This is a genomic window from Tropicimonas aquimaris (assembly GCF_042676185.1).
Taxonomy (GTDB): domain Bacteria; phylum Pseudomonadota; class Alphaproteobacteria; order Rhodobacterales; family Rhodobacteraceae; genus Tropicimonas; species Tropicimonas aquimaris.
This window is the reverse complement of the sequence record NZ_JBHTJT010000051.1, coordinates 37,560-57,863: the sequence shown is the minus strand read 5'-3', so window position 1 is coordinate 57,863 and position 20,304 is coordinate 37,560. Positions and strand designations below refer to the sequence as shown.

At 65.7% G+C, this 20,304-nt stretch carries 21 protein-coding genes; 14 read left to right on the top strand and 7 right to left on the bottom strand.

Annotated features, from left to right (window positions below; translation table 11 throughout):
* Positions 1-18: 18 nt before the first annotated feature.
* On the bottom strand, positions 19-1,053 hold the full coding sequence (hemH, locus tag ACFQ2S_RS21345) for a ferrochelatase (RefSeq protein WP_386077778.1): 1,035 nt from the start codon (positions 1,051-1,053) through the stop codon (positions 19-21).
* 58 nt (positions 1,054-1,111) lie between these two features.
* On the bottom strand, positions 1,112-1,969 hold the full coding sequence (locus tag ACFQ2S_RS21340; protein ID WP_386077775.1) for a methyltransferase domain-containing protein: 858 nt from the start codon (positions 1,967-1,969) through the stop codon (positions 1,112-1,114).
* Here ACFQ2S_RS21340 and ACFQ2S_RS21335 point away from each other — a divergent pair.
* Genes ACFQ2S_RS21335 through thpR form a run of 5 tightly spaced genes read left to right on the top strand, consistent with a single transcriptional unit; the run spans position 1,968 to position 4,891 of the window.
* Positions 1,968-2,735, top strand: coding sequence for a ComF family protein (locus ACFQ2S_RS21335; protein WP_386077773.1), 768 nt, complete (start codon positions 1,968-1,970; stop codon positions 2,733-2,735). The genes ACFQ2S_RS21340 and ACFQ2S_RS21335 overlap by 2 nt on opposite strands.
* Positions 2,736-2,763: 28 nt before the next feature.
* Positions 2,764-3,024: a glutaredoxin 3 gene (gene grxC / locus ACFQ2S_RS21330; protein ID WP_386077770.1), complete on the top strand. Its 261-nt coding sequence runs from the start codon at positions 2,764-2,766 to the stop codon at positions 3,022-3,024.
* 13 nt (positions 3,025-3,037) lie between these two features.
* Entirely contained in the window at positions 3,038-3,871 is an 834-nt protein-coding gene (locus tag ACFQ2S_RS21325) for a carbon-nitrogen hydrolase family protein (RefSeq protein ID WP_386077767.1), read from the top strand.
* Positions 3,868-4,308: a MarR family winged helix-turn-helix transcriptional regulator gene (locus tag ACFQ2S_RS21320; protein ID WP_089234695.1), complete on the top strand. Its 441-nt coding sequence runs from the start codon at positions 3,868-3,870 to the stop codon at positions 4,306-4,308. The genes ACFQ2S_RS21325 and ACFQ2S_RS21320 overlap by 4 nt, the downstream gene beginning before the upstream one ends.
* A gap of 40 nt (positions 4,309-4,348) precedes the next feature.
* Entirely contained in the window at positions 4,349-4,891 is a 543-nt protein-coding gene (gene thpR / locus ACFQ2S_RS21315; RefSeq protein WP_386077764.1) for an RNA 2',3'-cyclic phosphodiesterase, read from the top strand.
* A gap of 4 nt (positions 4,892-4,895) precedes the next feature.
* Here the strand turns inward: thpR and ubiG are convergent, their stop codons facing one another.
* Positions 4,896-5,636, bottom strand: coding sequence for a bifunctional 2-polyprenyl-6-hydroxyphenol methylase/3-demethylubiquinol 3-O-methyltransferase UbiG (gene ubiG / locus ACFQ2S_RS21310; RefSeq protein ID WP_386077761.1), 741 nt, complete (start codon positions 5,634-5,636; stop codon positions 4,896-4,898).
* Positions 5,637-5,706: 70 nt separating this feature from the next.
* On the opposite strand from ubiG, the gene pip reads away from it, so the two are divergent.
* From pip to infB, 7 genes are all read left to right on the top strand, one after another.
* Positions 5,707-6,696: a prolyl aminopeptidase gene (gene pip / locus ACFQ2S_RS21305; protein WP_386077759.1), complete on the top strand. Its 990-nt coding sequence runs from the start codon at positions 5,707-5,709 to the stop codon at positions 6,694-6,696.
* 124 nt (positions 6,697-6,820) lie between these two features.
* Entirely contained in the window at positions 6,821-7,186 is a 366-nt protein-coding gene (locus ACFQ2S_RS21300) for a hypothetical protein (protein WP_386077756.1), read from the top strand.
* Positions 7,183-7,818: a DedA family protein gene (locus ACFQ2S_RS21295; protein ID WP_386077754.1), complete on the top strand. Its 636-nt coding sequence runs from the start codon at positions 7,183-7,185 to the stop codon at positions 7,816-7,818. The genes ACFQ2S_RS21300 and ACFQ2S_RS21295 overlap by 4 nt, the downstream gene beginning before the upstream one ends.
* A gap of 108 nt (positions 7,819-7,926) precedes the next feature.
* Positions 7,927-8,526, top strand: coding sequence for a ribosome maturation factor RimP (gene rimP, locus ACFQ2S_RS21290; protein WP_386077751.1), 600 nt, complete (start codon positions 7,927-7,929; stop codon positions 8,524-8,526).
* Positions 8,527-8,543: 17 nt separating this feature from the next.
* Positions 8,544-10,160 carry a transcription termination factor NusA gene (nusA, locus tag ACFQ2S_RS21285; RefSeq protein ID WP_386077749.1) on the top strand — a complete coding sequence of 539 codons (1,617 nt, stop codon included), beginning with the start codon at positions 8,544-8,546 and terminating at the stop codon, positions 10,158-10,160.
* A 27-nt stretch (positions 10,161-10,187) separates the two neighbouring features.
* Positions 10,188-10,820: an RNA-binding protein gene (locus ACFQ2S_RS21280; protein WP_386077746.1), complete on the top strand. Its 633-nt coding sequence runs from the start codon at positions 10,188-10,190 to the stop codon at positions 10,818-10,820.
* Positions 10,817-13,333: a translation initiation factor IF-2 gene (gene infB, locus ACFQ2S_RS21275; RefSeq protein ID WP_386077743.1), complete on the top strand. Its 2,517-nt coding sequence runs from the start codon at positions 10,817-10,819 to the stop codon at positions 13,331-13,333. The genes ACFQ2S_RS21280 and infB overlap by 4 nt, the downstream gene beginning before the upstream one ends.
* 111 nt (positions 13,334-13,444) lie before the next feature.
* On the opposite strand, the gene ACFQ2S_RS21270 is transcribed toward infB, so the two are convergent.
* From ACFQ2S_RS21270 to ACFQ2S_RS21255, 4 genes are all read right to left on the bottom strand, one after another.
* Positions 13,445-13,582, bottom strand: coding sequence for a hypothetical protein (locus ACFQ2S_RS21270; protein ID WP_386077740.1), 138 nt, complete (start codon positions 13,580-13,582; stop codon positions 13,445-13,447).
* A 131-nt stretch (positions 13,583-13,713) separates the two neighbouring features.
* A complete protein-coding gene (gene mutT, locus ACFQ2S_RS21265; RefSeq protein WP_386077737.1) occupies positions 13,714-14,112 on the bottom strand; it encodes an 8-oxo-dGTP diphosphatase MutT in 399 nt (132 codons plus the stop codon).
* On the bottom strand, positions 14,109-15,356 hold the full coding sequence (argJ, locus tag ACFQ2S_RS21260; protein WP_386077734.1) for a bifunctional glutamate N-acetyltransferase/amino-acid acetyltransferase ArgJ: 1,248 nt from the start codon (positions 15,354-15,356) through the stop codon (positions 14,109-14,111). Before argJ ends, mutT begins: the two co-directional genes overlap by 4 nt.
* A 32-nt stretch (positions 15,357-15,388) precedes the next feature.
* Positions 15,389-16,237 carry a peptidylprolyl isomerase gene (locus tag ACFQ2S_RS21255; protein ID WP_386077732.1) on the bottom strand — a complete coding sequence of 283 codons (849 nt, stop codon included), beginning with the start codon at positions 16,235-16,237 and terminating at the stop codon, positions 15,389-15,391.
* Between the two features lie 175 nt (positions 16,238-16,412).
* On the opposite strand from ACFQ2S_RS21255, the gene secA reads away from it, so the two are divergent.
* Positions 16,413-19,127: a preprotein translocase subunit SecA gene (secA, locus tag ACFQ2S_RS21250; protein ID WP_386077730.1), complete on the top strand. Its 2,715-nt coding sequence runs from the start codon at positions 16,413-16,415 to the stop codon at positions 19,125-19,127.
* A gap of 158 nt (positions 19,128-19,285) precedes the next feature.
* Positions 19,286-20,293: a translocase gene (locus tag ACFQ2S_RS21245; RefSeq protein WP_386077728.1), complete on the top strand. Its 1,008-nt coding sequence runs from the start codon at positions 19,286-19,288 to the stop codon at positions 20,291-20,293.
* Positions 20,294-20,304 lie beyond the last annotated feature (11 nt).

Here is a 20,304-nt window from a genome sequence, read left to right as displayed (position 1 = left end):
CTGCCCCGGCGCGTTGGGTCAGTCGATCCAGCCCTTGAGGTTGGTCTCGATCACGCCGCTGAGCGCCGCGATATGCGCCGCGTCGTCGTTGAGGCAGGGGATGTAAGTAAAACTCTCGCCGCCCGCTTCCTCGAAGCTCTCCCGGATCTCCTCGTTAATCTCCTCCAGCGTCTCGATGCAGTCGGCCGAGAAGGCCGGTGCGATGACGGCGATTCGTTTCTTGCCCTCCCGGGCAAGGTCGGCGACGTGATCGACCGTGTAGGGGCGCAGCCAATCCTCCGGGCCGAACTGGCTCTGGAAGGTGGTGGTGATCGCCTCGTCGGCAAAGCCGAGCCGCTCCTTCAGCAGCCGCGTCGTCTTCTGGCACTGGCAGTGATAGGGGTCGCCCTCCATCAGGTAGCGCTTGGGCACACCGTGGTAGGAGCAGACGAGGATGTCGGGTTTCTGCTCCATCGCCGCATAGGCCCGTTCCACCGACTGGGCGAGGGCGTCGACATAGGCCGGCTCCTCGAAATAGGGCGGCACGATCCGGGCGACCGGCTGCCATTTCTCTTCCATCAGCGCGCGGAAGAACTGGTCATTGGCCGTGGCCGAGGTCGCGCCGGCGTAGTGCGGGTAGAGCGGGAAGAACAGGATCTTCCGGCAACCTTGCTCGATCAGCGCCTGGACCTTGGACTTGGTCGAGGGGTTGCCGTAGCGCATGCAGTAATCGACCACCACCTTGTCGCCGTAGCGGGCCTCCATCGCCGCGGCGATCGCGGCGGTCTGGTCCCTGGTGATCGTCATCAGCGGGCTTTCGTTCTTCTCCTCGTTCCAGATCGAACGATAGGCGGCGCCGGAGCTGAACGGTCGTTTGCTGAGGATGATGAGCTGCAACAGCGGCTGCCATTTCCACTTGGGATAGTCGATCACGCGCTGGTCGGAGAGGAACTCGTTCAGGTACCGGCGCATCGACCAGTAATCGGTGCCGTCCGGCGTGCCGAGGTTTGCCACGAGGACACCGATCTTCTCGGGTTTCACCGGGGGATGGTCTGCGGGAAGGTGCTGGGTCATGTCGGGTCCTGGCTTGGGTCGTCGTGTCGTGTGCGAGATAGGGGCGATGCGGGTGCGGTCAATCTGGGTCGTCTGATTCCGGGGAGGCCCGGTCGCCCAGCTTCTGTTCGCTGGTTCCCAGTGCGTCGGCGAGCCGGGCCGAGGCGGAGCCGGGGCGCAGCGGCTGCGGCTGGGACGCGTCGGGCGCCCATCCGGTGAGGAAGATCAGCTCGAAGGTGGCGCTGACCCGCCCGTCTTCTGCCGGGAACCGCGCCGCATAGGTCTCGGCCGCACGCAGGAACAGCCGGCGCGGCACCGGGGCGCGGTGGCGATCGGCCAGGGCGTTGGTCTCTCCCATCGCGCGGAGGTCGCGCATCATGTGCAGCGCGCTCTCGTAGGTCACGGTGAGTGGGATGCTGTCGGCCACCGGCAGAGCGAACCCGGCCCGCTGCATCAAAGCGCCGACATCGCGGATCTCTCCCATCGGCGCGACGCGCGGCGACAGCCCGCCCAGCTCCGCGGTCTCGGCCTCTGCGAGGGCGGCGCGCAGTTCGGCAAGGGTCTCGCCGCCGAAGAGGCAGCCGAGGAACAGCCCGTCGGGGCGCAGCGCGTGGCGGGCCTGTGCAAGCTGGCCAACCGGATCGTCGGACCAGTGCAGCGCGAGCGCGTGGAGGATCAGGTCGCAGGAGCCGGCCTCGAGATCCAGCACCTCGGTATCGGCCACCTGCCGGGCCTGCGGCATCAGGCGCGCCCAGAGTTCGGGGAAACCGGAGATTACCACCGTGTCGGTAAAGCTCCTGTTAACCACTTCCAGTCTCTCCTGCACCTCGTCCGCAAGGGTGCGGTGCAAGAAATCCGCCATGCCGCCGGGCGCCTTGCTGGCGCGGATGCGGGCGCGCTCGAGCGCCGTGCGGTCTGTCAGGCGAGGTGGTTTCATGGGCGATTTCGTCAGCTGTCTGTCGGTTGGGGCGGCAATGCGGGGCGCGTTGCGCACAACGCTGCGCACCATCTACCCTCCGCACTGCCTGTCCTGCAACGAGGTCGTGGGTACCGAGCGCGGCCTGTGTGGCGCCTGCTGGGCCGAGGCGGTCTTCATTAACGGGTTGGTTTGCGAGCTCTGCGGCGTTCCGCTGGCGGGCGAGGAAGGTGGTGGCCCTGCCTGTTGCGACGATTGCCTCGCCATCGCCCGTCCGTGGACAGCCGGCCGGGCGGCGCTGGTCTATGCCGGGACGGGGCGGCGGCTGGTCCTCGGCCTGAAACATGGCGACCGGACCGAGCTTGCGAAGGTCGCGGCCGGCTGGATGGCGCACGCAGGGCGGGACATTCTGGAACCGGATCTCCTGGTTGCGCCGGTGCCGCTGCACTGGTGGCGGCTGTTCCGACGCCGTTACAACCAGTCCGCGCTGCTCTCCGTCGCGCTTGGCAGGCTCACCGGGCTGGAATGCTGCCCGGACCTCCTGGTCCGAACCCGCGCCACCCCGACGCAGGAGGGTCGGGACCGGCACCAGCGGTTTCGCAACGTGTCGGGCGCGATAGCGGTCCACCCCCGCAGGGCAGACGGGATCGCAGGGCGGCGGGTGCTGCTGGTGGACGATGTGCTGACATCGGGGGCGACGATGGCCGCCTGCGCGGATGTCGCCCTTGCGGCCGGTGCATGCGAAGTGCGGGTTCTTGCACTGGCGCGGGTCAGCAAGGACCGATAGTCTCGCCGGCGTGCTTCCGGAGAGATGAATGCAACCTGTCGAGATCTACACCACGCCCACCTGCGGATTCTGTCACGCGGCCAAAAGGTTGCTCCAGTCCAAGGGCGTCAGCTACTCCGAGATCGACGTCGCACGCGAACCGCGGCGACGCGAGGAAATGATGACGCGCGCGAAGGGCGGCTACACCGTGCCGCAGATATTCGTCGGCCCCACCCATGTCGGCGGCTGCAACGATCTCTACGCACTGGAACGCGCCGGCAAGCTCGACCGGCTCCTGCAGGGAGGCTGAAAGGGACATCAATATGCGCACCGCCCTGTTGCAGCTCAACGTGACCGACGATCCGGAGCAGAACCTGCCCCGGACGCTGGAGATGGTGGCGGAGGCTAGAGCGCAGGGCGCGGAGTTCGTGCTGACCCCGGAGGTGACCAACTGCCTCTCGGCGAGCCGGACCAGGCAGCGCGAGGTGTTGCAACCCGAGGCCGAGGACATCACGCTTGCCGGATTGCGCGAGGCGGCCGCGCACCACTCGGTCTGGCTGCTGATCGGATCGCTGGCGCTGGCGGAGGAGGGGCCGGAGGGCCGCTTTTCCAACCGCTCCTTCCTGATCGGGCCGTCCGGCGGCATCGTGGCGCGCTACGACAAGATCCACATGTTCGACGTGGATGTCTCCGAGACCGAGACATACCGCGAATCGGCCGGCTATCGCCCCGGAGAGACGGCGGTGCTCGCGCATCCGCCCTTCGCCGTAATCGGTATGACGGTCTGCTATGACCTGCGGTTCCCGCATCTCTATCGTCGGCTGGCCCAGGGCGGGGCAAAGATCCTGACGGTGCCCTCGGCCTTCTCTCCGGTCACCGGCGCGGCGCATTGGGAGCCGCTTTTGCGTGCGCGAGCCATCGAATGCGGGGCCTGGGTCCTGGCTCCGGCGCAATGCGGCGTGCACCGGGCGCAGCGCGGCAAGGAGCGCCGCACCTATGGCCACAGCCTGGTGGTGAGCCCCTGGGGCGAAGTCCTGGCCGATGGCGGGGAGGTTCCGGGCATCACGTGCGTGGACCTCGACATGGCCGCGGTCGAGGACGCTCGCGGCCGCATACCCTCGCTCCGCCATGACCGGGAATTCGAGGGTCCGAGATGAGCCAGCAGACCGACAGCCTCGCCGTTGCGCTTTTCAGCGAGATCTTCACGATCGACCAGCTGGCCCGCAACCGCCTGACCAAGGCGCTGCCGAAGGGGATGGAGCTGAGCCAGTTCTCGGTGCTCAATCACCTCGCCCGGCTCAACGAGGAGCGCACGCCGGCGCAGCTGGCGCAATCCTTCCACCTGACCCGCGGCGCGATGACCAACACGCTCAACAAGCTGGAATGGGCGGGGCATGTCCATATCCGTCCGGACTGGGACGATGCGCGGCGCAAGTTCGTCTCGATCAGCCCTTCGGGCCGCGCGGCGCGGGATGCGGCCATCGCTGCGTTGGCGCCGATCATCGGCGAGGTGATCCGCGAGATCGGCCCGGAGCGGGTGCGGCAGGCGCTGCCGGTTCTGAGGGAGTTGCGCGAACGGCTCGGCGCGATCTGACGGGCTTGCAATCGGCGGGCGGACGGCAAAGCCTGCGCCCATGAGATGCTTCGTCGCCATTCCTCTGCCCGAGACGGTGCGCGACGCGTTGGCCGTGCTGCAGGAAGGCCTGCCCGTCGGTCGCGCGACGCCCTACGACAACCTGCACCTCACTTTGGCTTTTCTGGGGGAGGTTCCGGAGACGGAGCTTCTTGCCGTGCACGAGGCGCTTTCAGGGGTGTGCGGGGCGCGATTCACCGCCGTGTTCGAGGGGATGGACCTGTTCGGCGGCCGCCAGCCCAAGATCCTGTTTGCCGCCGTCCGGCGCAACGAGGCACTCATGGCGCTCCATGTCAGCGTTCGTACGGGGCTTGCCGGCGTGGGGCTGGTGCTGCCGCGGGAGCGGTATCGCCCGCATGTGACGCTCGCCCGCTTCAACCGCGCGCCCGGACGAGACGAGGCGGCGCGGCTGGGGCGCTACCTTGAGGCAAGCGCCCTTGCGCCGGTGCCGGGATTCGACGCGGAGAGCTTCGCGCTTTTCCGGTCCGATCTCGGGAACGGGCCGGCGCTCCACACGGAACTCGCCTTCTATCCGCTCCGCTGACCGGTCAGGCGGGCTTGGTGGAGGCGGTGACGTAGTTGACCGACAGGTCGGACTTGGAGAGCGACCAGGTCCAGGTGATCGGGTTGAAGACAAAGCCCGTCGCGTCCTCCGGCGTCAGCCCGGCATTGCGCAGCAGCTCCTTCAGCTCCTCGGGAGTGATGAACTTGTTCCATTCGTGGGTGCCCTTGGGCAGCCAGCGCATCACCCATTCCGCACCGACGATCGCCATGGCGAAACTCTTGGTGTTGCGGTTGATGGTGGAGCAGATCATCAGCCCGCCGGGTTTCAGCAATTGCTGGCAGGCGGTCAGATAGGCCAGCGGATCGGAGACGTGCTCCACTACTTCCATGTTCAGCACCACGTCGAACTGCTCGCCGGCCGCGGCCATCTCCTCGGCGGTGATGCAGCGGTAGTCGATGTCGAGCCCGGATTGCTCGGCATGAATCTGCGCGACGGGAATGTTGCGCGCGGCCGCGTCGGCGCCCACCACGGTCGCACCAAGCCGCGCCATCGGCTCGCTCAGCAGGCCGCCGCCACAGCCGATGTCCAGCAGGCGCAGGCCGGCGAAGGGCTTTTCTGCGGTCAGGTCGCGGTCGAACTCCGCCGCGATCTGGCGCGTGATGTAGTCGAGTCGCGTCGGGTTGAGCATGTGCAGCGGTTTGAACTTGCCGGTCGGATCCCACCATTCGGCCGCCATCGCTTCGAACTTGGCGACTTCGCCTGGATCGACAGTGGTCTGGGTCATGGGTGGCTCCTTGGTGGGGTGCGGTTCATATGGCGTGGCATCGGAATTCGGTCCGCTATATAGCTCTGACATGGACAGGGTCGCAGATCACAAAAGCGCACAGGACTTCCTCTACCCTTCGCTGGCTCCGTTTGACCAGCGGATGATGGACGTTGGTGACGGTCACAAGATCTATGTCGAACAATGCGGCGATCCAGAGGGCGTTCCGGTGGTGGTGCTGCATGGCGGGCCCGGCGGCGGATGCAGCCCTGCGATGCGGCGCTTCTTCGACCCGGAAGGATACCGGATCATCCTGTTCGACCAGCGCGGCTGCGGCCGGTCGCGGCCCCACGCCAGCATCGAGGCCAACACGACATGGCATCTCGTCGCCGATATCGAACAGATTCGCGAGGCGCTCGGGATCGAGCGATGGGTGGTCTTTGGCGGCAGCTGGGGCGCGACGCTCGGGCTGGTCTATGCGCAGGCGCATCCGGACCGGGTGGCCTATCTCGTGCTGCGCGGGGTCTTCCTGATGATGCAGGAGGAGCTCGACTGGTTCTATGGCGGTGGCGCGGGCAAGTTCTTTCCCGAGAACTGGCGCCGCTTCACCGGGCTGTTGCCCGAGGACGAGCGGGACAACGTGATCGACGCCTTCGGCCGGCGGCTCTTCGGGCCCGACCGCGCGGTGCAGACACGGTTCGCCCGCGCTTGGGCGTCATGGGAGAACGCGCTGGCGGCGATGAGCCATGACGGGCCCGGGCACGACAGCCCGCCCGATTACGCGCGCGCCTTCGCACGGCTGGAGAACCACTATTTCCGGCACCTCGGCTGGCTGGAACGGGACGGGCGGATCCTGGAGGACATGCCTTTGATCTCGCACATCCCCGGCACCGTCGTTCAGGGCCGCTACGACATGATCTGCCCGCCGGCTTCCGCCTGGAAACTGACCGAGCGCTGGTCCCGTGGGGAATTGCGCATGGTGAGCATGGCCGGACACGCGCTGACCGAGCCGGGCATCACCTCGGAACTCGTGCGTGTGACGGATTCGGTGCTGCGCACCGCCGGACGGCTGGGATTCTAGGCGACAGGGCGCCGGAAGCCCCGGCAGGGGTAGCGCGGGGATCCGGATGGAGGCTACAAAGGGGCGACGGAAACCGCCGCAGATCGCGTTTCAGTCCATACCCTGACCGAAACCGAACCTGACGATGCGCTCCGCCCTGCGATACTTCCTTGCCAGACAACCCATCGCCTTCGGCATCTTCGCCGCGTCCCTTCTGGTGATGCTGTTCTTCGCGGTGCAGTTCCTACTGCATTTGGGACATGTGCGCGACGACGTTCCGGAGAACCAGGCGCTCGAGGAATGGATGCGGCCGCGCTACGTGGCGATGTCCTATCGGCTGCCGCCGCATGTGCTGTCCGACATCCTCGATATCGGGCCGCCTCCGAAAGAGCGGGAGCGCGAGCCGCTGACAATGGCCGACATCGCCGAACGGCAGGGCGTCGACCTGCCGACGCTGACAGAGCGCGTCCGCGCCGGCGCCGCGGCCTTCCACGAGGAGCGCGGCAAATGATCGATACACTGCTCGCCCTCGTTCCGTTTTACGGACTATTCCTTGTCGGGGGCGTGGTTGCGGTCTCCTGCCTTGCGGTGCCGCTGCCCTCGTCGATGCTGGTGATGGCTTCGGGCGGGTTCGCTGCGGCCGGGGACCTGGTGCTGTGGCAGGTGATCACGGTGGCCTTCGCGGGCTACGTGATCGGCGATCAGGTAGCGTTTCACATAGCGCGTTGGGGTGGGGCGCCGCTTCTCAGCCGGATGAAGACCCGGCCCGCCCGCGCGAAGCTCCTGGAGCGGGCCGAGGCGCTGGTAGCGCGATGGGGCGCGGCTGCGGTCCTGGCCAGCCGCACCATTGTAAGCCCGCTCGGCCCCTGGACGAGCTATGTCAGCGGGGCGGTCGGTCTCGGCTGGCGGACCTTCACTTTGGCGGCGGTTCCGGGCGCGGCGCTCTGGGCCACGGCCTATGCGATGCTCGGCTTCCTCTTCGCCGATCAGATCGCCGATCTCGCGACGGTGATCGTGGATGGCGCTGCCCTGATTCTCGCCGCTGCTGTGGCCATTGGCTCCGGCTGGTGGCTCTGGCGGGGCTGGCGCAGCTACCGGTTGGCGGCGCAGGTGGCAAGTGAACCCTTGCGCAATCCGCGCTGAGTCCGTATATGCCCTCTCAACAGCGGCGCTGCCGGGGTCACCCGAAAGCTCCACCGGGAAAGATCGACGGGCCGCGCGCCCGTTTTTTTGTGTTTGGAACCGACGAACGTGACCGACCTGATAGCAAAGACCAACATGGACCGCCGGCTGGCCGAGATCCTGACCCCCGTGATCGAGGGGATGGGGTACGAGCTGGTGCGTATCCGGTTGATGTCGGGCAAGACCAAGACGCTGCAGATCATGGCCGAGAAGTCGGAGGGCGGCATCGAGGTCGACGATTGCGCCGAGATCTCCACCGCAGTCAGCGCGGTGATGGATGTCGAGGACCCTATCGAGGACAACTACACGCTGGAGGTGTCGAGCCCCGGCATCGACCGTCCGCTGACCCGGCTCAAGGATTTCGAGACCTGGGAAGGCTACGAGGCCAAGATCGAGACCCACGAGATGATCGACGGCCGCCGCCGCTTCAAGGGCGTGCTGCAGGGCGTTGAGGACGGTGAGGTGCTGATCGAGATCGACCAGGAGGGCGGCGCGGTGGTGATCGGGCTGCAATTCGACTGGCTCTCGGATGCCAAGCTCGTTCTGACCGACGAGTTGATCCGGGAAATGCTCAACCAGCGCAAGCATTCGGGCGAGATCGACGAAGCCCAGTACGACGAAGTCGAGACATTCATGGCGTCCGAGGACGACGCCGCCGAGAACTCGTAAAAGAGGAACCACAAGAGATGGCCATCACATCCGCCAACCAGCTGGAACTGCTGCAGACCGCCGAGGCGGTGGCGCGCGAGAAGATGATCGACCCGGAACTGGTGATCGAGGCGATGGAAGAAAGTCTCGCCCGGGCTGCCAAGTCCCGCTACGGGACCGAGATGGATATCCGCGTGTCGATCGACCGCAAGACCGGCCGCGCGACCTTCACCCGCATCCGCACCGTGGTTGCGGACGAGGAACTGGAGAACTACCAGGCGGAGCTGACGGTTGAGCAGGCCAAGCAGTACCTCTCCGATCCGAAGATCGGCGACGAGATCCGCGACGAGGTTCCGCCGGTGGAAATGGGTCGGATCGCCGCCCAGTCGGCCAAGCAGGTAATCCTGCAGAAGGTTCGCGAGGCCGAGCGCGATCGCCAGTACGAGGAATTCAAGGATCGCGCGGGCACCATCATCAACGGTGTCGTCAAGCGCGAGGAATACGGCAACGTCATCGTCGACATCGGCCGTGGCGAGGGCATCCTGCGTCGCAACGAGAAGATCGGCCGCGAGAGCTATCGCAACGGCGACCGCATCCGCTGCTACATCAAGGATGTGCGCCGCGAGGCCCGAGGCCCGCAGATCTTCCTGAGCCGCACCGCGCCGGAATTCATGGCCGAGCTGTTCAAGATGGAAGTGCCGGAGATCTACGACGGCATCATCGAGATCAAGGCCGTGGCCCGCGACCCGGGCAGCCGCGCCAAGATCGCCGTTGTGTCCTATGACGGCTCGATCGACCCGGTCGGCGCCTGCGTCGGTATGCGCGGCAGCCGGGTTCAGGCGGTGGTGAACGAACTCCAGGGCGAGAAGATCGACATCATCCCGTGGAACGAGGATGTCCCGACCTTCCTCGTGAACGCGTTGCAGCCGGCCGAGGTCTCCAAGGTCGTGCTCGACGAGGAAGCCGAGCGAATCGAGGTCGTGGTGCCGGACGAGCAGCTGTCGCTGGCCATCGGCCGCCGCGGTCAGAACGTGCGTCTGGCCAGCCAACTCACCGGCCTCGACATCGACATCATGACCGAGGAAGAGGAATCGGCGCGCCGCCAGAAGGAGTTCGAGGAGCGCACGCAGCTCTTCATGGACACGCTGGACCTGGACGAGTTCTTCGCCCAGCTTCTGGTGGCCGAAGGCTTCACCAACCTCGAGGAAGTCGCCTATGTCGAGGTCGACGAGCTTCTGGTGATCGACGGCGTCGACGAGGATACCGCGGCCGAGCTCCAGGCACGGGCCCGCGATCACATCGACGAGATGAACCGCAAGGCGCTCGAGCGGGCAAAAGAACTGGGTGTGGAGCAGAGCCTCATTGATTTCGAGGGGCTGACACCCCAAATGATCGAAGCACTGGCCGAGGACGGCGTGAAGACGCTGGAAGATTTCGCCACCTGCGCCGATTGGGAACTTGCGGGCGGCTGGACCACGGTCAACGGCGAGCGCGTGAAGGATGACGGGGTTCTGGAGAAGTTCGACGTGTCGCTGGGCGAGGCCCAGGACATGGTGATGACGGCCCGGATCCTGCTTGGCTGGGTCGATCCGGCCGATCTGGAATCCGACGAGGAAGACGCAGACACTGTCGACACAGAGGAGGCTGGCGCCTGATCTCAGGCGCCGGTTTGGGTGCGGGCCTTGGGGCGCGGCGGGCAGACAGATACTCGGGAGGTGGCGGAGCGACGCTGCATCGCCACCGGCGAGGTCGGCCCGAAAGCGGGGCTGATCCGCTTCGTGGTCGGTCCCGGGGGCGAGATCGTTCCTGACCTGGCCGGCAAGCTGCCCGGGCGCGGCATCTGGGTGTCGGCCGACCGCGCCGCTCTGGAACTGGCCGTCAAGAAACGGCTGTTCAGCCGGAGCGCGAAGCGGCAGGTCCAGGTGCCCGAGGGGCTCGTCGAAACGGTTGAAGCGGGCATGACCCGGCGCGTGACCGACATCCTGTCGTTGGCGCGCAAGGCCGGGCTGGCCATCGCGGGCTACGAGAAGGTCCGCGGCATGATCCAGGCGGGAGAGGCCGTGGTGCTGGTGCAGGCATCCGACGGTTCCGTCAGGGGAAAAAGCAAACTGCGCCTTCCACCGGAGGAAGGCACCACATTCGACTGTTTGACGGCCGATGAAATCGGTTTGTCCTTTGGTCGAGACCATGTAATACACGCGGCGCTGTGTAACGGGGGGTTGACGACTCGTTTCGTCGAGGAAACCACACGGCTATCCGGCCTGCGCGGCAAGATCGGGGCGACCGGCCCCGGAAAGGACGATGGTATCGCATGAGCGACAATGACGGCAAAAAGACCCTGGGCCTGAAGGGCGGATCGCGCTCTGGCTCCGTGAAGCAGAGTTTCAGTCACGGCCGGACGAAGAACGTCGTGGTCGAGACGAAGCGCAAGCGCGTGGTCGTGCCGAAACCTGGTGCAGCCAAAGGCGCCGGGGGCGCTGCGGCCGGCGGTGATCCGTCGCGTCGCCCTGCAGGCATTTCGGATGCCGAGATGGAGCGCCGCCTGAAGGCGCTTCAGGCAGCCAAGGCGCGCGAGGCCGACGAGGCCCGGGAGCGCGAAGAAGAAGAGAAGCGTCGCGAGGAAGAGCGCGAGCGTCGTCGTGCCGAGGCCGAGGCCAAGGAGCGCGAGGAGCGCGAGCGCGAAGAGGCCCTCAAGGCGAAGGCGGAAGAGGACGAGCGCAAGAAGCGCGAGGCCGAGGAAGCCGCCAAGCGCGAGACCGAAGCCCGCAAGGTCGAGCCCGAGAAGCCGGCTTCCCCGCGCGCCGCGGCCAAGGATGACGACGGCGCGGCCACGCAGCGCAACTTCACCAAACCCGACGCGGCGCCGCGCAAGGCCGATCGCGAGGAACGCCAGCGCGAGACCCGCGGAAAGGCCCGCGACGATGGCCGCCGCTCCGGCAAGCTGACGCTGAACCAGGCAATGTCCGGGAACGAAGGCGGTCGCCAGCGTTCGATGGCTGCGATGAAGCGCAAGCAGGAACGCGCACGCCAGAAGGCAATGGGCGGCGCCGAGATCCGCGAAAAGGTCGTACGCGACGTTCAGGTCCCCGAGACCATCGTGGTGAGCGAACTGGCCAACCGCATGGCCGAACGCGTCGCCGACGTGGTCAAGGCGCTCATGCAGAACGGCATGATGGTCACGCAGAACCAGGCGATCGACGCCGATACCGCCGAACTGATCGTCGAGGAATTCGGCCACAAGATCGTGCGTGTGTCGGATTCGGACGTCGAGCAGGTGATCGACTCCGTCGAGGACAAGGACGAGGATCTTCAGCCGCGTCCGCCGGTCGTGACCGTCATGGGCCACGTCGACCACGGCAAGACGTCGCTGCTCGATGCGATCCGTAACGCAAAGGTCGTTTCCGGCGAGGCCGGCGGCATCACCCAGCATATCGGTGCCTATCAGGTGAAGACCGACAGCGGTCAGCTCCTGACCTTCCTCGATACGCCGGGCCACGCCGCCTTCACCTCGATGCGCGCCCGTGGTGCACAGGTGACCGACATCGTGATCCTCGTGGTCGCGGCGGACGACGCCGTGATGCCGCAGACGGTCGAGGCGATCAACCACGCCAAGGCCGCCGGGGTTCCGATGATCGTGGCGATCAACAAGATCGACAAGCCAGACGCCGATCCGCAGAAGGTTCGCACCGCGCTTCTGCAGCACGAAGTGATCGTGGAGCAGATGTCAGGTGAGGTTCAGGACGTTGAGGTTTCGGCCAAGACAGGCCTTGGCCTTGATGCGCTGCTCGAAGCCATCGCGTTGCAGGCAGAGATCCTGGAACTCAAGGCCAACCCCGAACGCGCCGCCGCCGGTGCGGTGATCGAAGCCCAGCTCGACGTGGGCCGCGGCCCGGTTGCTACCGTTCTCGTCCAGAACGGCACTCTCAAGCAGGGTGACATCTTCGTCGTCGGCGAGCAGTGGGGCAAGGTTCGTGCGCTGGTCAACGACAAGGGCGAACGCGTCAAGGAGGCCGGCCCATCGGTTCCGGTCGAGGTGCTCGGCCTGAATGGAACGCCGGAAGCCGGTGACGTTCTCAACGTCGTCGAGACCGAAGCGCAGGCCCGCGAGATCGCGGAATACCGCGAACAGGCCGCCAAGGAGAAACGCGCCGCCGCCGGCGCCGCGACCTCCCTTGAACAGCTTCTGGCCAAGGCCAAGGAAGATGAGAACGTCAAGGAGTTGCCGATCCTGGTCAAGGCGGACGTGCAGGGTTCCGCCGAAGCCATCGCCCAGGCGATGGAGAAGATCGGCAACGAGGAGGTGCGCGTGCGCCTTCTGCACTCCGCCGTGGGCGCCATCACGGAAAGCGACATCGGCCTGGCCGAAGCCTCCGGCGCTCCGGTCATCGGCTTCAACGTCCGTGCCAACGCCCCGGCCCGCGCCGCGGCGAACCAGAAGGGCGTGGAGATCCGCTACTACTCGGTGATCTACGACCTCGTGGACGACGTGAAGGCGGCCGCCTCCGGCCTGCTCTCGGCCGAGGTCCGCGAGACCTTCATCGGCTATGCCACGATCAAGGAGGTCTTCAAGGTCTCCCACGTCGGCAAGGTCGCTGGCTGTCTCGTCACCGAAGGTGTGGCGCGCCGCTCCGCGGGTGTCCGTCTGCTGCGCGACGACGTGGTGATCCACGAAGGAACGCTGAAGACTCTCAAACGCTTCAAGGACGAAGTGTCCGAGGTCCAGTCCGGTCAGGAGTGTGGTATGGCGTTCGAGAACTACGACGATATCCGCCAGGGCGATGTGATCGAGATCTTCGAACGCGAGGAGGTGGAGCGGTCCCTGGACTGATCCACTCACCCCCAGAGTTCAGACACAAAAAATGGGCGGCCCGGGATCTGGCCGCCCTTACTGTTCCGTCGCCCCCGGGGTGGTCTTTGACGGATATGTCATCTTCTTTCTTCAGGCAGCTTTGGACTCACGGATGGGGGTACCCTTGAAGTTCTCTTCTCCGACCCGAACAACAATGCGACCGTCCTGGGTATCACGGACATAGATACCCTGAACGGAAATGGTGCCGACAGTGATTGTGCGCAGCATCTGATGATCTCCTTCCTGACACGCGACAGGTGAAAGATACGCACTCACTGTTCACAAATCACGAATAATTTTGTCACATTAAAGAAACATCAGGTGATTTTTTGTGCAACCTGTGGAAATCCGCCGACCCGCTACAGCCAATCCCGGAGGTGTGGGATCAGAGGAATGTCGGCGGCGGGCATCGGGTAGTCCCGAAGCTGGGCGGCACGGACCCATTTGAGAGCCTGATTCTCACGCGACACCGGATTTCCATTCCATTTCCGGCATATAAACAATGGCATAAGCAGGTGGAAGCTATCGTAGCTGTGGCTGGCAAACGTCAGCGGCGCGAGGCAGGAAGCCCAGGTGTCGATCCCTAGTTCTTCCTGCAACTCGCGAATCAGTGCGGCCTCCGGCGTCTCCCCGGGCTCGACCTTGCCGCCGGGAAACTCCCAGAGACCGGCCATCGACTTGCCCTCGGGCCGTTGCGCCAGCAGAACCCGGCCGTCCCTGTCGACCAGCGCGACGGCCGAGACCAGGATCGTCTTCACGACCGGTAGTCCGCGTTGATCGAAATGTAGCCGTGGGTCAGGTCGCAGGTCCAGGCGGTGAAGCTGCCCGACCCCAGCCCGAGGTCCACGCCGATCACCAGTTCGGCCTGCTTCATGTAGGTAGCACCAGCTGCCTCGTTGTAGGAACCGGCGACCCAGCCGTTCTCCGCCACGAGGATATCGCCGAAACGGATGCTCAGCCGATCCCGGTCGGCCTCGGCGCCCGACTTGCCCACCGCCATGACGACGCGGCCCCAGTTCGGGTCCTCGCCGGCGATGGCGGTCTTGATCAGCGGGGAGTTGGCGATCGCCATGGCGACCTTCTTCGCGTCGGCATCGCTGACCGCACCCGTTACCTGCACCTCTACGAATTTCGACGCGCCCTCACCGTCGCGAACCACCTGTTTCGCAAGGTCCAGCATCACACCATGCAGCGCCTCGGAGAAGGCGCGGCCATCGGCGCTGTCGGCCTTGGTGATCGCCGCGCCGCTCTGGCCGGTGGCTGCCAGAAGCAGCGTGTCGGAGGTCGAGGTGTCGCTGTCCACGGTGATCGCATTGAAGGTTACGTCGGTCAGGCCCGACAGCATGGATTGCAGCACCGGCTGCGGCACCGCCGCGTCGGTGAAGATGTAGACCAGCATCGTCGCCATGTCGGGCGCGATCATGCCCGAGCCCTTGGCGATGCCCGCGATCCGGACGGGGCCTGCCGAGGTCTCGACTATCGCTTCCGCCCCTTTGGGGAAGGTGTCGGTGGTCATGATGGCGCGGGCGGCCTTCTCGATCCCGTCAGCGGCGAGGGCGGAAACAAGTTCTCCGACCTTGGCGGTGATCCGGTCATGCGGAAGCCGCTCGCCGATCACCCCGGTGGAGGAGGTGAAGACCCGCTCCTGCGGCACGCCCGCGGCGGCGGAGACTGCCTCGCAGATCGCCTGCACGGAGCCCTCGCCGGCCGAGCCGGTGAAGGCGTTCGAATTGCCGGAGTTCACCAGGATCGCTGCGCCAGTCGTCCCGGCGCTCTCGACCGACAGCTTGGCCTGGCAGTCAAGCACCGGGGCGGAGCGCGTCGCCGAGCGGGTGAAGACCCCGGCCACCGTGCTGCCCGGCGCAAGGCGCGCAAGCATCACGTCGGTCCGGCCGGGATAGCGCACCCCGGCCGCGACGGCGGCAAACTCGACCCCGGCGACAACCGGAAGGTCCGGAAAGCGCGCAGGCGCCAGCGGAGAGACGGGAAGCGAACCAGCCATGGTGGATTCCGATCCTGAAGGATGTGTGAGGGTTATTCGGCGACCAGATCGAGGTTGTTGATCGACGCGGGGTCGATCTCGACCTCTGGCCGAACGACCTCGGCGGATTCCATGACCTCGGTCACCACGGCGTCAATGGTCGCACCCTCGATCTCGGCCACAAGTTCCTGACGGACTTCATCGAGGGTGGGGGCCTCGGCAAGGCGGGTTTCGTCGAGCTTTACAACGTGCCAGCCGAACTGGGTCTGCACCGGCTCGGAGATCTGGCCCGGCTCGAGGGCGATCACGGCGGCTTCGAACTCGGGAACCATCATGCCCTTGCCGAACCAGCCAAGGTCGCCGCCATTGGGGCCGGAGGGGCCGGTGGACTTTTCGCGGGCCAGCGCGGCAAAGTCTGCGCCGCCGTCGAGCTCTTGCTTGAGCGCCTTGGCCTCGTCCTCGGTCTCGACGAGGATATGCGCGGCGCGGAACTCCGTCTCCGGCTCGGCATCGGCAAAGCGGGCGTCATAGGCGGCCTGCACGGCCTCCTCGGTCACGGCGGCCTGGATCGCCTTGCCGAGAGCCTCGCCGGCAAGCAGGCCCGAGGTCTGGTTGTCGATCGAAAGCTTCGTGGCGGTTGTGACTTCGTCGCCGAGCGACTGCGCGAGGGCGGTCTGCTGCACCAGCTGGTCAAGCACGCCCTGGAAAAGCACTTGGGCCTCGAGTTGCTGATATTGCGGGGGAAGGGCGTTGCGAGCGACGATCATGTGGCCGAGCGTGATGTCCTTGCCACCGACCGTCGCGACCACTGTATCCGCGGTCACGTCCTGCGCCGCGGCGGGCACCGTCGACAATGCGAGGGAAATCAGCCCGGCGGCCCAGGTTTTGTTGGTCATGCGCATCGTGAAAGGCTCCTGTTCGGCCGCGTAAGACGGCGGCGTTGACACTCCCAGAACGCACCCTTACATCCCGGATGGTCCGAGAGTGCCGGGCGGCTCTTCATTGAATGCTTGGTAACGCCGTGCGGAAGGGCCGGCAAGGCGTGCTCTCACACGAAAGCGTCAAAGCGGAGCAGATATGCTGGGTATTGGAACGATCGCGAAAAAGGTCTTCGGAACAACGAACGACCGGAAGATCAAGGCAACCCGACCGCTTGTCGACCAGATAAACGCGCTGGAGCCGGATTTCGAGAAGCTGACCGACGAGCAGCTGATCGGGAAGACCCGGGAGTTCCAGGAACGCGCACGCGGCGGCGAGGATCTCGACAAGCTGCTGCCAGAGGCCTTCGCCAACTGCCGCGAGGCGGCCAAGCGGGCGCTCGGCCTGCGCGCCTTCGACGTACAGCTGATGGGAGGGATCTTCCTCCACGAAGGCAACATTTCGGAGATGAAGACCGGCGAGGGCAAGACGCTGGTCGCCACCTTCCCGGCCTACCTCAACGCGCTGACCGGCAAGGGCGTGCATATCGTCACGGTCAACGACTACCTCGCCCGGCGCGATGCGGAGTGGATGGGCAAGGTCTATGCGCAGCTCGGCATGACTTGCGGCGTCGTCTATCCGCAGCAGCCCGAGGAGGAGAAGCGCGTCGCCTACAAGGCGGACGTCACCTATGCGACCAATAACGAGCTGGGCTTCGACTACCTGCGCGACAACATGAAGTCCAACCTCAAGGACATCAACCAGCTCTACCACAACTTCGCGATCGTCGACGAGGTGGACTCGATCCTGATCGACGAGGCGCGGACGCCGCTGATCATCTCCGGCCCTTCGCAGGACCGTTCCGAACTCTACCGGGTCATCGACAAGATCATCCCCGAGCTGCAGGAAGAGCATTTCACGCTCGACGAAAAGACCAAGAACGTCACCTACACCGACGAGGGCAACGAGTTCCTCGAAGAGCGTTTGCGCGTCTACGACATCCTGCCCGAAGGACAGAACCTCTACGATCCGGAAAGCACGACCATCGTGCACCACATCAATCAGGGTCTGAAGGCGCACAAGCTGTTCCAGAAGGACAAAGATTACATCGTCCGCGACGGCGACGTGGTGCTGATCGACGAATTCACCGGGCGCATGATGCACGGCCGGCGTCTGAGCGACGGCCTGCACCAGGCGATCGAGGCAAAGGAGGGCTGTAACATCCAGCCCGAGAACGTGACGCTGGCCTCCGTCACCTTCCAGAACTACTTCCGTCTCTACGACAAGCTTGCGGGCATGACCGGCACAGCCTTGACCGAGGCCGACGAGTTCATGGAGATCTACAAGCTGGGCGTCGTCGAAGTGCCGACCAACCTGCCGATCGCCCGCCAGGACGACCACGACCAGGTTTACCGCACCGGGCGCGAGAAATACGAGGCCGTGATCGCGGCGATCAAGAAGGCGCACGAAGTCGGACAACCCGTGCTCGTCGGAACAACGTCGATCGAGAAATCCGAAATGCTGAGCCAGATGCTCACCCAGGCCGGGCTCAAGCACAACGTGCTGAACGCCCGCCAGCACGAGCAGGAAGCACAGATCGTCGCCGACGCCGGCAAGCTGGGCGCGATCACCATCGCGACGAACATGGCCGGCCGCGGCACCGACATCAAGCTCGGCGGCAATGTCGAGTTCAAGGTCATGGAGGCCATTGCGGCGAACCCGGACCGCGACCCGGAAGAGATCCGGACCGAGATCGAGACCCAGCACAAGGGCGACGAGGAGGCGGTGAAGGCCGCCGGGGGGCTGTTCGTTCTGGCCACCGAGCGTCACGAGAGCCGGCGCATCGACAACCAGCTCCGCGGCCGCTCCGGCCGTCAGGGTGACCCGGGCCGGTCCAGCTTCTTCCTCAGCCTCGAGGACGACCTCATGCGGATCTTTGGCTCGGAGAGGCTGGACGCCATGCTCGGCAAGCTGGGGATGCAGGACGGCGAGGCGATCGTCCACCCGTGGGTGAACAAGTCGCTGGAGCGCGCGCAGGCCAAGGTCGAAGGTCGCAACTTCGACATCCGCAAGCAGCTGCTGAAGTTCGACGACGTGATGAACGACCAGCGGAAGGTGATCTTCGGCCAGCGCCGCGAGATCATGGAAGCCGAGGATCTGTCCGAGATCGTGCAGGACATGCGCCACCAGGTGATCGACGACCTGGTCGACCAGCACATGCCCAAGAAGAGCTATGCCGATCAATGGGAGACCCAGGCGCTCTACGCCGACGTCCTGGAGCACCTCGGCATCGACGTACCGGTGATCGCCTGGGCCGAGGAAGAGGGTGTCGACGACGACGACATCCGTGAGCGGCTCTACAAGGCCTCCGACGAGTTCATGGCCCAGAAGGCCGTGGATTTCGGCCCGGAGAACATGCGCTCCATCGAGAAGCAGATCCTGCTGCAGACCATCGACGCCAAGTGGCGCGAGCACTTGCTGACGCTGGAGCATCTGCGCTCGGTGGTGGGCTTCCGCGGTTATGCGCAGCGGGACCCGCTCAACGAATACAAGAACGAGGCTTTCCAGCTCTTCGAGGGCCTGCTCGACGGGCTGCGCGAGGATGTCTGCAAGAAGCTCTCGCAGATCCGCCCGCTGACCCCGGAAGAGCAGCAGGCGATGATGCAGCAGATGCTGGCGCAGCAGCAGGCCATGGAAAAGGCGATGCAGGCCAAGGGCACCGAGGAGGCGGCCGGCAGCGAAACCACCGGCCCGGAACCGCTGGTCGAAGGCTTCGACGAGAACGATCCGGCGACCTGGGGCAACCCCGGCCGCAACGATCCCTGCCCATGCGGCTCAGGCAAGAAGTTCAAGCACTGCCACGGCCAATTCTGATCGCACCTCTCCCGGCCTTTCGGGCCGGGAGGCCGGTGGGAGTGTTGTGGATCGGTCGCAGCCGCTGACCCTTGTGGCGGGAATCGGGCCCACGCCCGCCACGGCTTTGCCGCTTTCCAACCGTAGGATTTCCTGAGGTTTGGGAAGTGGAGGCGAGAATGCAAACGAGTCGTCGCGCGGCAATGGCCGGGTCGGTGTTCCTGGTGGCGCTTGCCACGGGATATGTCATGCAGAACGGCAATGCCGTCGCTTCCCGCTTTGCCGACGGTCAGAAATTGTCTGAGGCGCCGCAGTCGATGCAGGAGCTTCAGGCCCTGCAACTCACCGCCGCGCGTGCCCGTACCGATCTCGGCATCCCCGAAGAGCCACGCCTTGTTTCCCTTGCGACGCCTGCGCCCGAAGCTTTCGCCCGCGCTCCGCTGCCGGATGCGGGCCTGTCTGAGCTGCAGGTCGAGCCCGGCAAGGGGTTCAGCGCCTTCGGTATGCCCTGCGATGTCACGTTGACAGCGAGCCCTGCGCCCGCCGCCATGGTGCGGCTCTCGTTGCGCGCTGCCTGCAACGCGGGCGAACCGGTTACGCTGCGCCACGGGGCGCTGACCTTCACCGAGATCACCGGAACCGACGGTCACCTCGACCTCGACGTCCCGGCCCTGTCTGCCCGCGCGGAATTCGAGGCGCGGCTGCTCGACGGGACGATCGTGGAGGCTCGCGCGGAGGTTCCTGACGCCGGCGGCTACGAGCGGGTTGCGCTGCAATGGCAGGGCAGCACCGGGCTCGGACTGCACGCTTTCGAATTCGGTGCCGGCTATGGCGAACCGGGTCATGTCCACCTTGGCGCGGCCCACGGGCCGGACCGTGCGCGCGTCCGCGGCGCAGGCTACCTGACGCAGCTTGGCAACGATGCGGCGCCCGGTGGATGGGTGAGCGAGGTCTATTCCTTCCCCGCCGCCGATGCCCGGTCCAGCGGCGCGGTGCAGATCACGGTGGAGGCCGAGGTAACCAGGGCCACCTGCGGTCGCGAGCTTGCGGCGCAAACGCTGCAGCCTACCGCAGCCGGTACCCACGAGGTTGTCGAACTGTCGCTCGCGGTGCCTGCCTGTGACGCGGTGGGCGAGTTCCTGGTTCTCGACAATCTGGTTCCCGACGTGCAGGTCGCGGCCAACTGACGGCCAACAGC

Coding starts and splice junctions, on each gene's coding strand:
- ACFQ2S_RS21270 (WP_386077740.1), bottom strand. CDS start 13,582: ATGCTGCGCACAATCACTGTCGGCACCATTTCCGTTCAGGGTATCTAT.
- thpR (WP_386077764.1), top strand. CDS start 4,349: ATGAGATGCTTCGTCGCCATTCCTCTGCCCGAGACGGTGCGCGACGCG.
- ACFQ2S_RS21320 (WP_089234695.1), top strand. CDS start 3,868: ATGAGCCAGCAGACCGACAGCCTCGCCGTTGCGCTTTTCAGCGAGATC.
- infB (WP_386077743.1), top strand. CDS start 10,817: ATGAGCGACAATGACGGCAAAAAGACCCTGGGCCTGAAGGGCGGATCG.
- ACFQ2S_RS21335 (WP_386077773.1), top strand. CDS start 1,968: ATGGGCGATTTCGTCAGCTGTCTGTCGGTTGGGGCGGCAATGCGGGGC.
- ACFQ2S_RS21300 (WP_386077756.1), top strand. CDS start 6,821: ATGCGCTCCGCCCTGCGATACTTCCTTGCCAGACAACCCATCGCCTTC.
- ubiG (WP_386077761.1), bottom strand. CDS start 5,636: ATGACCCAGACCACTGTCGATCCAGGCGAAGTCGCCAAGTTCGAAGCG.
- argJ (WP_386077734.1), bottom strand. CDS start 15,356: ATGGCTGGTTCGCTTCCCGTCTCTCCGCTGGCGCCTGCGCGCTTTCCG.
- ACFQ2S_RS21245 (WP_386077728.1), top strand. CDS start 19,286: ATGCAAACGAGTCGTCGCGCGGCAATGGCCGGGTCGGTGTTCCTGGTG.
- ACFQ2S_RS21255 (WP_386077732.1), bottom strand. CDS start 16,237: ATGCGCATGACCAACAAAACCTGGGCCGCCGGGCTGATTTCCCTCGCA.
- ACFQ2S_RS21340 (WP_386077775.1), bottom strand. CDS start 1,969: ATGAAACCACCTCGCCTGACAGACCGCACGGCGCTCGAGCGCGCCCGC.
- hemH (WP_386077778.1), bottom strand. CDS start 1,053: ATGACCCAGCACCTTCCCGCAGACCATCCCCCGGTGAAACCCGAGAAG.
- nusA (WP_386077749.1), top strand. CDS start 8,544: ATGGCCATCACATCCGCCAACCAGCTGGAACTGCTGCAGACCGCCGAG.
- pip (WP_386077759.1), top strand. CDS start 5,707: ATGGACAGGGTCGCAGATCACAAAAGCGCACAGGACTTCCTCTACCCT.
- secA (WP_386077730.1), top strand. CDS start 16,413: ATGCTGGGTATTGGAACGATCGCGAAAAAGGTCTTCGGAACAACGAAC.
- ACFQ2S_RS21325 (WP_386077767.1), top strand. CDS start 3,038: ATGCGCACCGCCCTGTTGCAGCTCAACGTGACCGACGATCCGGAGCAG.
- grxC (WP_386077770.1), top strand. CDS start 2,764: ATGCAACCTGTCGAGATCTACACCACGCCCACCTGCGGATTCTGTCAC.
- ACFQ2S_RS21295 (WP_386077754.1), top strand. CDS start 7,183: ATGATCGATACACTGCTCGCCCTCGTTCCGTTTTACGGACTATTCCTT.